We start from the raw sequence: 10,393 nt of genomic DNA on the forward strand, positions 1-10,393 counted from the left end.
CTGCAACAAAATGATTAACCATTTTGTTGCAGCCTCTTTTCATTTAGGCAGATTGATTTAAAGCAGCCCGTTGACTATAACACTGGGCCTGCCCTGTCTTATTTCTATGTCCGCATCCACCTTGAATATTTCACCGATTGTCTCATGTGTCATGATTTCAACAGGATTCCCATGATATTTGATAATACCATCTTCAAGCACGAGGATATCCTGGGAATAACGTATCGCCTGATTAATATCATGAAGAACCATCACTACGGTCAATTTCTCATCCTGATTCAGTTTTTCTATCAGCTCCAGCACTTCAAGCTGATGGCAGATATCCAGATACGTGGTAGGTTCATCCAGAATCAAAATTTCAGGTTCCTGTGCCAGAGCCATGGCAATCCAGACTCTCTGTCTTTCACCGCCGGAAAGATTGGCCGCAATACGATTTTTCAAATGTATCGTATTTGTTTTTTCCATAGCAAGTTCAATGATTTCCCGATCGTGCTCGGAAACACCTGTCCACCAGTGCTGATATGGATACCTGCCGCATGCTACCAATTCCTCAGTCGTCATATCCCGTGGGATTTCATGAACCTGAGGCAGGAAAGCAACTTTCTGTGCCATCTCGGAGGCGGAAAAGCTGGACAATGTACGCCCTTCAATTTCAATGGATCCGTTTTCCGGCTTTAAATTTCCGGTTAAGACTTTCAGCAGTGTTGATTTCCCGCAGCCGTTTCTCCCCAAAAAGGTAACAATGCTCCCCTTTTTGATTTCTCCGCTCGCTCCTTTAAGCACATGATGATTTCCAAATGAAACATGTACATCGGATATTTTAATAGCAATATCATCACTCATCATGAACTCCTCCTAAGCAGGTACAGGAAAAACGGAGCTCCTAAAAATGCCATAATAATGCCGGCAGGTATTTCTATTGGAGAAAAAGCAACACGGCCCAGAGTATCGCAGAATACAAGGACGCCCGCTCCCAAAATAGCTGATCCGGGAATGACATACTTGTAATCCGTTCCGATAATCAATCTGACAATATGCGGGACCACGAGTCCTACAAACCCGATCAATCCAGCAACGCTGACGGCCCCTGCCGCTAAAAGAGCTGCCACTGCGGTCATGGAAAATCGTACACGCTCGACAGGCACACCAAGCCCTCTTGCCGTTTCATCACCAAGGCTCAGGATTGTAAGCGCTTTGCATCCGGCCAGGGCAAGAACAAGCCCCAGTATCGTGTATGGGAAAAGCGTCTCTACCTGCGGCCAGCTTCTTGCAGATAAACCACCGACCATCCAAAGGAGAGCCCCCTGCACTTTATCAGAATAGAACACCAGCAGGGCAGATATTCCGCTTCCCAGAAAGGCGCTGACTGCAACCCCTGCCAGTATGATTCGTGTCGGCCGTATCCCATTTTTCCAGGCCAGCGCATAAACAGCTGCCGCAGAAAGCATAGCCCCCACAAAAGCGACGGGAGTCAGAAGGATAGACGCTTCCGGCATAAATATGAGCATGATAACGCCTGCCAATCCGGCACCGCTTGAAACACCGACGATTCCAGGATCTGCAAGAGGATTCTTCATGACTGCCTGAAGTATAGCCCCTGAGACAGCCAGGTTGGCCCCGACAAGGGCTCCTACGATATTTCTGGGGAACCGGATATTCCAGATTACCATTTCATCAGTAGTCTGGACATTTCCCAAGAGTGTATGCACGATAGTTGAGAAAGAAATATCTACAGAGCCCAGGGTAAGGCTTGCTACCATCGCAAATATAGTAAACCCGGTGAAAAAAAGAATAATAATTATTTTGAGACTTTTGCTTTTTATCGTCTCATCCGTTTCCATCTCGTTCAAATAATTTTCCTCCTAGTAAAGCCAGCGGCCTTTGAGACAAAAGTTAGGCAAATCATTATTGAACCACATGATTCAGAGCACCAGAAACAGCTATAGAAAGAAGCACTGATCTCCAATGCGCATCAGTGCTTCTCAAGAGTTATTTCTTTTTGCCTTCTATATAAAGCATGTTATCGCGTTTTACCAGATTGTACATAAGTGCATTGACGCAGGATGCCACGATGGAACTTCCGCCTTTCGTGCCTCTTACTGTGATATAAGGGCACGGAGCTTTCCTGATCAGCTGTTCCTTGGAGTCAGCAGCTCCTACAAAGCCAACCGGGATGCCGATAATCAGCGCCGGCTTAATTCCATCTTCCAGTGTCATGCGGATAGCTTCATAAAGGGCCGTCGGAGCATTGCCTACAGCAATAATAGCGCCATTCAGATCAGTTCCGAAAGAATTCATTGCGGCCATGGAGCGGGCAATATTCTTTTCTTTTGCGATTTTAGCAATTTCCGGATCGGAAACACGGCAGAATACTTCACTTCCCAGAACTTTCAGTGCATTCTTGTTGATGCCGGCTTTAACCATATTAACATCGCAATAGATATTGCAGCCTTTAGCTAATGCTTTGATGCCCTCTTCTACAGCATTCTCGCTCGTACGAATAAGATGACCGTAGTCTACATCTCCGGACGCATGAATCATCCGTGAATAAACGGTAACTTCTTCATCAGTTAAATCAATATCAGAAATAAATGGATCAATCAAATCCATGCTCTTTTCTTCAATTGCTCTTGGGTTCTTTATAAAGTCCATAGTGATCCTCCATATAACTCAATACATCCTGCGTATTGTTAAAAACAGGCACTCCGGTAAGTACAGACTTCGGTTTTTCGATAACTATAACAGCAATGCCTGCGCTCATAGCAGCCTCAAGCTTTTTATCGCTGCCTCCCACTAATCCGCTGTTCTTTGTAATCAGAACATCAGCTTTGTAATCATGAATCATTGCCATGTTCATCTCATAGGAGAACGGTCCCTGCACTGCCAGTATATTCTTAGCTTTCATGCCGAGTTCTTCACACATTTTGACTACACCGGAAGTGGGAAGTACTCTCGCCCATATTTCTTTGCCTTCGAGGGCTTTGGAATTGACAAATGTGCTGAGTGTCTTGGATCCCGTCGTAAGGAGGATGCTGTTTCCCAAACGTCCTGCCAGTTCGGCCGCCTCATTTTCGTCTTTTACTACGTAAAGTTTATCGTAATCCGGCAGAGGAATTTCAGGTCTTTCGTAACGGATATACTGGATACCGGTTTCCCTGCATGCACTGAAAGCCGTCTCAGAGACAATTGCGGCATAAGGATGGCTGGCGTCTATAATCAATTCGATATCCTTATCATGAATAATACGGACCATATCAGGCTTCGTGAAACGCCCGACCTCTATATCAATTCCGGTATGTTCGGCCAAAACTTTGCCATACTGGCTTACGACCGTCATAAGGATCCCCTTTCGTTCATCCGGGTTCTTCAAATTTTCCCGATCAGCAAGTTCGGCGCCAAGTTCTCGTCCGTCCTGAGTTCCGGAAATAATCCAAATCAAAGCTTGTACCCCCTTGGAGTAATCATTTTGCCATCAGCTACATAGGTATTGCTGTTTCCGATGATAACCGTGGACTGCATGTCGACATCTTCATCAGGAAGTTTTTCAAGATCCGTGATCGTCCAGTTCATTCCCGGACGTCCGGCCTTGCGGACGATGCCTACCGGAGTTTCAGGCTTGCGATATTTCATGACAATATCTCTGATCTCATTCAGGTATGTAGCACGGCCGCGGCTCTTAGGATTGTAAATGGCAATAACAAAATCACCCTGAGCTGCAAAATCAGCTCTCTTTTTGATCTGATTCCACGGAGTCATAAGATCGGAAAGGCTGATAACTGCATAGTCATGCATGAGAGGTGCTCCCAAAGCAGCTGCAGAGGTATTCGCAGCGGTAAGGCCAGGAATGACAATGCATTCCGGTCTCTTCTGTGCATCAACTTTCTGGATGAGTTCCAGAACCAGTCCGGCCATGCCATAAACACCCGGATCCCCGGAAGAAACAACTGCGACCTTATTGCCTTCGACGGCCAGATCGACAGCCTTCTGGCAGCGGTCCACTTCCTGGCGCATGCCATTGCCGACTACTTCCTTATCACCGATAAGATCTTTTATGAGAGCAATATAAGTATTGTATCCGACAATGATATCAGACTGTTCAAGAGCGTCGACAGCTCTTGGTGTCAATTCTTCCTTATGTCCTGGTCCTATTCCGATAACGTAGATAACCCCATGGCTGCTGCCACTGTTACCCCCACATACTTTGTTTTCGGAAGAATTGTTCGGCCCTTTGCTGATTCCATTAGTGCTGCTGATTGACATACGTTTCCAACTCCTATTGTTTTTTCTACGAATGATGACTTTTCCAACTGATACTCATCCGTGATTATTTTTAATTCTTCAGGCCTATAAAAATGTATAGGCAAATTCATGTGCCTGGCAAAATCAAGCAGTCCCTTTTCATCCGCCTTCAAATCTACACTGGCAAGAGAAACTACCTGATATTCACAAGCCCCTATTTTCTTCAGGCAATCCTGAAAAGCATCATATATATTCTTCTCGGGAGTGCCGCGTTTACATCCTATCCCGATATACAGGTTTTTAGGGCGCAAATAAACGTGAGGCTTGGATATATTGAAACTTTTCTCGGATATAACTGCACAGCCTGCATAATCTGCTTTTGAGAGAAGATTTATATCTAAACACTCTATACCGAGCTTATCCAGTTTGTTCCTTATGATATCTGCATCCGGTATTTCTGAATCGAGGAACCAGGCAAATACTTTGCCTTCAGCAATTAAACTGTTTACCGGCTTCAAAGCCTGCAATGGCTCGACTCTCATCATCAATTCGCGGGAAATATCATCCGGAGCCTTATGGTCATGAACATCCGTTGCTGTAGTTATGACCGCTTCGGCACCAGTTGCTGCAGCTACTTCTCTTGCCCACGCATTGGCTCCGCCTAAATGTCCTGACAATAGCGAGATACAGTGAATTCCGCACTCATCCATAACCAGAACCGCAGGGTCGCTGGCCTTGCTGACTACATGAGACGCTATGGCTCTCACTGCAATTCCAGATGCCATGATGAAAATGATCCCGTCATAAAGCGCGAATATTTCGGTAATAAGATCCATCGTTCTCTTGAAATAAACGGCTACCTGACCACTTTCCGATCCCGCTCTTTCATACAGGGTTCCATCACCCGAAATGCCCGCTTTGACTTTTGCGCCTAACCGGGCACCGGTTTTCGAAACAGAAACAATGGCATATTTCATTAGTCTTCAGTCCCTTTACGGAACATCGTGGTAAATTTGCTGTCATACAACTTAGAAAGTTCATAGTCTGTGTCAAGAACTTTGCCAACGACGATCATGGCCTGTCTGACAACCCCTGCTTTATGAAGGATATCAGCAATCGTATCAATCGTACCGCGGAAAATTCTCTGGTCAGGCCAGCTGGCTCTGGATACGATAGCCACAGGTGTATCTCCCGGATAACCGCCTTCTTTAAGAGTGCTCATTACTTTATCGATCGCCTGAACAGAAAGGAAAATGCACATGGTTGCCTGATGCGCAGCCAAAGAAGCTAATTTTTCCTTTGGAGGCACTGGTGTTCTTCCTTCCATACGGGTAATAATAACAGTCTGCGATATGGAAGGCAGTGTGTATTCCTGCTTCAAAGCAGCTGCAGTTGCAAGGAAAGAGCTGACTCCAGGAATGACTTCAAACTGTTCTTCGTTGATGCCGGCAGCACGGAGACCATCCATCTGTTCCTGAATCGCACCATAGATAGCCGGATCGCCTGTATGAACACGAGCGACTTCAAGCCCCTTATTTAAAGCTTCCAATTCAACTTTCAACACTTCGTCCAGATTCATTTCTGCACTGTTATAAACAACAGCATCATTTTTCCTGCAGTTCAATACTTCCGGATTAACCAGAGAACCAGCATAGATGATTACATCTGCTTCAGAAATGATTCTTTTTCCCTTGACCGTGATTAATTCCGGGTCTCCCGGACCGGCGCCGATAAAGTAAAGTTTCCCTAACATAAATCCTCCTCAAATTTTAGTTGCTGTAAATATAAAAACTGGACTCTGCGGATCGAAAAGATGATATCTCCCCAGCTTGCGGAGACGATTGATCTGCATCTGGAATCCCTCAAACTTGAAAGGGCGGTCTTTGAATTCTCTGACAACTTCACCCGTAGTCTCAGCTGTGACTGCGGTCAGTACGATTCTTCCGCCTTTTTTCAAGAGATTTTCCGCATTATCCAATATTTTATGCATATTGCCGCTGGTGCCGCCTATGATAATTACATCGAGAGGTGGAAGTCCATCCATTGCATCAGGTGCGCTGCCTTCGATTGCAATGATATTTTGGTAGCCAAACTTTTCTGCATTCTGCTTAATTAACTGAATGCCCTCAGGATTCTTTTCAATCGCAAAGACCTTGCCGGACTTTGCACATAAAGCTGCTTCTATGGTCAATGAGCCGGTTCCTGCACCAATATCAGCAACGATATCGTTATCCTGGATTGCAGCTTTAACCATGACCATAGCCCTGATTTCAGCTTTTGTCATGGGCACCTTCCCACGTATAAATTCTGAATCTTCAATTCCGAATGCTGCCATTATCCCACCACCATTACCGATTCTTCAAATCCATCCAGCTTTGCAATTTCAGACAAAGTTGACGTAACAATGTGCTGATTCTCGTAAGATAGATGTTCGCAGGCAGAAGCCGGTGTCTCGCCGGGCCAGCCCTTGCCCATAAGATATTCCGCTATAAAAGCAGGATTATGTACACCGTCCGTTAAAAAGGATAATTTCCTGCCTTCAGAAAACATAAGCTTGTCATCATCCGGAACACGGCCGTGAAAACTCAGCCATTCAGATCCCTGCCATGGCTGTGCCAAAGCGCAGTATGCGGCCTGCACAGAAGATATTCCGGGAATAACAGTCAAAGGACACTCCGGAAACTGTTTCTTCAGCCAGGGAAGAAGACTATAGTATCCCGGATCACCACTGACCATGACAACTACATCATCTTTACTGAGAGCCTCTTTAATCCACTGTGCAAGAGGTGCGAGTTTACCCGTAACGGCATAAGTCTCTTGATTTTCAGATGCATAATCAGAAAGCGCCCTGTGACCTCCGACGAGGTAATGAGCACGTTTTATTGCAGTCAGAGCTTTGGGAAGAATAAAATCCTTTCCTCCCGGCCCTATGCCTGCAACAATTAATGTATGTTCCATCCCTCTTCCTCCAATATATCCTTAGCATGTGAGCTGACTGCCTGAATGGTTCCATCCATCCCGGCAAATATGACACCCACTCTTGATTTTCCAAAAATATAGCGTTCGGATCTTACCTGGGCTCTTTCTGCCATCTGTGAATAAATCATATCAAGATGTTCTCTGTGAATAATAATTGCTGCACCATCTGTCGTATTGCAATCTAAAATTTCACGTACGACTTCTTTTGATGCCCCATTTGCAGCTGCATATGCCGCCATTGTCTCCATTCTGCCATCGCTGTTTCGATTATACGTATGGAAACTGCCTGATGCGACCTTGACCAATTTTCCCATATGACCCACAAGGATCATCTTTTCAAAGCCGCGTGCAATGCACTGCTCCATCATAAACCCAATGAAATTGCTGGTTTCAATAATGGCTCCTTCCGGAATTCCCATTATTTTAGCAGCGTTTTCACCGATGCGTCCGGGGCAGAGCACAGCCGTCCTGTATCCGTCTGCCCAGACAACCGGCACCTGCGGTGCCAAAGATCTCTTATATGCATCCTCACTCATCGGTTTTACAATTCCTGTCGTCCCCAGTACAGAGATGCCGCCTTTAATCCCGATTGCCGGGTTTAAAGTCTGTTTCGCCAGCTCTTCCCCTTCAGGAATAGATATCGTAACGATGCATCCCTTGTCTTTTCCGATGAGTTCTTCAAAAACATAGCGGAGCATGATCTGCGGGCCCGGATTGATTGCAGGCTTTCCTATCTTGACCTGCAGTCCGGGTCTGGTTACGATACCGACTCCCTTTCCTGCTTTCAGTTCCATACCCTTGGTGTCAGTCAGTTCGACAGTGACAACAATGGGAGTGCCATTCGTGCAGTCCAAATCATCTCCGGCATCCTTAATGCAGGTAGCCGTGCCGACAGTACCCTCTGCAGATGCAGATTCGACCGGAATAACAATTTCTTTCCTTTGCGGGGATAATACTGATACTTGCTTCGGAAATTCTCCTCTGATGGCAAGAATCGCGGCCTTCATTGCGCCAGCAGCCGTAGCTCCTGTCGTATGGCCTTCCCTTAACGTTCTACCTATCATTTCCTCTGGCGTCATTATAACTCCCTCGATTATCTATAGTTTACAAACTGCAAATCAGCCGGAAGATCCAGCTTCTTCAAAAAGGCAATGCATGCCTGGAGATCATCTTTGTCTTTCCCTGTTACACGAACTTCATCACCGTTAATTTTAGCAGCGACTTTAATCTTGGAACCTTTGACCTCTTTGACAATTTCTTTTGCAAGCTCTGATGAGATTCCATTTTGGAGTTCAAGTACCTGACGTACGGTTCCCCCGGCAGCAGCTTCCTTCTTCTGCTCTTTTAAATTTTTCAGAGAAATGCCTCTCTTGACAAGCTTGCCGTTAATGATTTCCCTGACCAATCTCAGCTTGAAATCATCATCACCAATTAAAGTAATATGACCGTCATCTAAAGTGACAGAGCTTTTGCTCCCCTTGAAATCGTACCTCGTACCTATTTCCTTGGACGCCTGATTGACCGCATTAGCCACTTCCTGCATATCTGTGCGGCAAACAACATCGAATGAATAATCCTTTGCCATAGCAACCTCCTGTCTATATATTGTGAAAGTTTGTTACGCTTGTGAAGTTCACCTTATAATAAAGGAAAACCATACCTTTTCATTTTACCATATTCAACGTCATCGGGATTTATATTTTTAGCTAAATTCCAATTAATTTTGACATGCTTTATTTTTTCTATAGGATTCAAAGGAAAATAGAACTTTTAATTAAATTCTAAATCTTTTCTCATGCATTGGCAACTTTTAATATTTGCTATCATTTATATAAATTAACTTCTTTTTTCTATCAAAAAGCTAAAATATTCTGGTCCTAAGCATCAGCTGAACGATAAAAATAACGAATATCTTTCCGGATGTATTTTTCCAGTTCCAATTACAGTAATCCCCCAGACGCTGTAAGGAAGGTAGATTTAGGGCGCTCAACATTTCATATCTTTATTTAAATCCCATGGAAATCTATTGATTCTTTCAGTATAATAAAGAAGAATGATTACATGACTTTTCTGAAAGTCATGTACTGATAGAATTATTCTTGCATTATTTGAAATGGAGGAAACAAATATGCCGCTCGTTGGAACAACTGAAATGTTCAAAAAAGCGTATGAAGGACACTATGCAATAGGCGCTTTCAACGTCAACAACATGGAAATTATTCAGGGAATCATGGAAGCAGCCAAAGAGGAGAACTCACCAGTTATTCTTCAGGCTTCCGAAGGTGCACGCAACTATGCAGGCCAGGAATATATTGTAGGACTTGTAAAAATTGCTCTTCAGGATTATCCGGAAATCCCAACTGCTCTTCATCTCGACCATGGCTCTTCCTATGAAATCTGCAAAGCCTGCATTGATGGCGGATTCTCCTCCGTCATGTATGATGGTTCAAAACACCCATATGAAGAAAACGTTAGAATCACGAAACAGATTGTTGGATATGCTCACGATAAAGGTGTTGTGGTTGAAGCAGAATTAGGAAGACTGGCCGGAGTAGAAGACCTGGTCAGTGTAGATGCAAAAGATGCAATCTTCACTGATCCTGATCAGGCAGCAGAATTTGTTGAACTGACTGGCTGCGATTCCCTTGCTATCGCCATCGGCACAAGCCATGGCGCCTATAAATACAAAGGCGACCCCTATCTGGATTATGACCGCCTGGAAAAGGTTGGAAAACTTCTGCCGGATTATCCGATCGTTCTTCATGGTGCTTCCACCGTTATTCCGGAATTTGTTGAACAGTGCAATGCCTATGGCGGAAAAGTACTCGGTGCCAAGGGTGTTCCTGAAGATATGCTGAGAAAAGCTGCGACTATGGCTGTATGCAAAATTAATATCGACACAGACATTCGTCTTGCGATGACAAGTGCCATCAGAAAAGCTCTTGCTGAAGACCCGTCCAACTTTGACCCGCGCGGATACTTGAAACCAGCACGCGAAGCTGTCAAACAGATGGTCATGCATAAGATTGAAGCTGTCCTCGGTTCCGCAAATACGATTTAATCAAGGATTATAAAATAAAAAAGGCGGTATAGTTATCAATGTGATAATTATACCGCCTTTTTAATACTATAATGAAAAATCGGCTTATAGGACATTTCGTGTTGTTTTTATAGT

The 10,393-nt window shown here is 44.6% G+C and carries 12 protein-coding genes; 1 reads left to right on the top strand and 11 read right to left on the bottom strand.

Going from position 1 to position 10,393, the window contains the following annotated elements:
- Window positions 1-57: 57 nt before the first annotated feature.
- The 11 genes from M3200_RS00730 to M3200_RS00780 all read right to left on the bottom strand — a co-directional run bounded on the left by M3200_RS00730 (window position 58) and on the right by M3200_RS00780 (window position 8,803).
- Window positions 58-846 (bottom strand): ABC transporter ATP-binding protein, encoded by a 789-nt coding sequence (locus M3200_RS00730; RefSeq protein WP_022381626.1) that lies wholly within the window; start codon window positions 844-846, stop codon window positions 58-60.
- Complete coding sequence (locus tag M3200_RS00735; RefSeq protein WP_108850888.1) at window positions 843-1,841, bottom strand: FecCD family ABC transporter permease; 999 nt, start codon at window positions 1,839-1,841, stop codon at window positions 843-845. The genes M3200_RS00730 and M3200_RS00735 overlap by 4 nt, the downstream gene beginning before the upstream one ends.
- A 148-nt stretch (window positions 1,842-1,989) precedes the next feature.
- Window positions 1,990-2,652, bottom strand: coding sequence for a precorrin-8X methylmutase (locus tag M3200_RS00740; protein WP_022381628.1), 663 nt, complete (start codon window positions 2,650-2,652; stop codon window positions 1,990-1,992).
- Complete coding sequence (gene cobK, locus M3200_RS00745) at window positions 2,621-3,439, bottom strand: precorrin-6A reductase (protein WP_022381629.1); 819 nt, start codon at window positions 3,437-3,439, stop codon at window positions 2,621-2,623. Before cobK ends, M3200_RS00740 begins: the two co-directional genes overlap by 32 nt.
- The gene (gene cobJ, locus M3200_RS00750) at window positions 3,436-4,125 is read right to left on the bottom strand and encodes a precorrin-3B C(17)-methyltransferase (protein ID WP_022381630.1); all 690 of its coding nucleotides are present in this window, start codon (window positions 4,123-4,125) and stop codon (window positions 3,436-3,438) included. Before cobJ ends, cobK begins: the two co-directional genes overlap by 4 nt.
- 20 nt (window positions 4,126-4,145) lie before the next feature.
- Window positions 4,146-5,216, bottom strand: coding sequence for a cobalt-precorrin 5A hydrolase (locus M3200_RS00755; RefSeq protein WP_022381631.1), 1,071 nt, complete (start codon window positions 5,214-5,216; stop codon window positions 4,146-4,148).
- Window positions 5,216-5,992 (bottom strand): precorrin-4 C(11)-methyltransferase, encoded by a 777-nt coding sequence (gene cobM / locus M3200_RS00760; protein ID WP_022381632.1) that lies wholly within the window; start codon window positions 5,990-5,992, stop codon window positions 5,216-5,218. The genes M3200_RS00755 and cobM overlap by 1 nt, the downstream gene beginning before the upstream one ends.
- A gap of 9 nt (window positions 5,993-6,001) precedes the next feature.
- Window positions 6,002-6,574 (bottom strand): precorrin-6Y C5,15-methyltransferase (decarboxylating) subunit CbiT, encoded by a 573-nt coding sequence (cbiT, locus tag M3200_RS00765; RefSeq protein WP_022381633.1) that lies wholly within the window; start codon window positions 6,572-6,574, stop codon window positions 6,002-6,004.
- Window positions 6,574-7,197 carry a precorrin-6y C5,15-methyltransferase (decarboxylating) subunit CbiE gene (cbiE, locus tag M3200_RS00770; RefSeq protein ID WP_022381634.1) on the bottom strand — a complete coding sequence of 208 codons (624 nt, stop codon included), beginning with the start codon at window positions 7,195-7,197 and terminating at the stop codon, window positions 6,574-6,576. Before cbiE ends, cbiT begins: the two co-directional genes overlap by 1 nt.
- Window positions 7,182-8,282, bottom strand: a complete 1,101-nt coding sequence (gene cbiD, locus M3200_RS00775) for a cobalt-precorrin-5B (C(1))-methyltransferase CbiD (RefSeq protein WP_231939229.1) — start codon at window positions 8,280-8,282, stop codon at window positions 7,182-7,184. Before cbiD ends, cbiE begins: the two co-directional genes overlap by 16 nt.
- A gap of 29 nt (window positions 8,283-8,311) precedes the next feature.
- A complete protein-coding gene (locus tag M3200_RS00780) occupies window positions 8,312-8,803 on the bottom strand; it encodes a YajQ family cyclic di-GMP-binding protein (protein WP_022381636.1) in 492 nt (163 codons plus the stop codon).
- A 543-nt stretch (window positions 8,804-9,346) separates the two neighbouring features.
- On the opposite strand from M3200_RS00780, the gene fba reads away from it, so the two are divergent.
- Window positions 9,347-10,279, top strand: coding sequence for a class II fructose-1,6-bisphosphate aldolase (gene fba, locus M3200_RS00785; protein ID WP_022381637.1), 933 nt, complete (start codon window positions 9,347-9,349; stop codon window positions 10,277-10,279).
- Window positions 10,280-10,393 lie beyond the last annotated feature (114 nt).

This window comes from Dialister sp. CAG:357, assembly GCF_000435155.1.
Classification (GTDB): domain Bacteria; phylum Bacillota; class Negativicutes; order Veillonellales; family Dialisteraceae; genus Dialister; species Dialister hominis.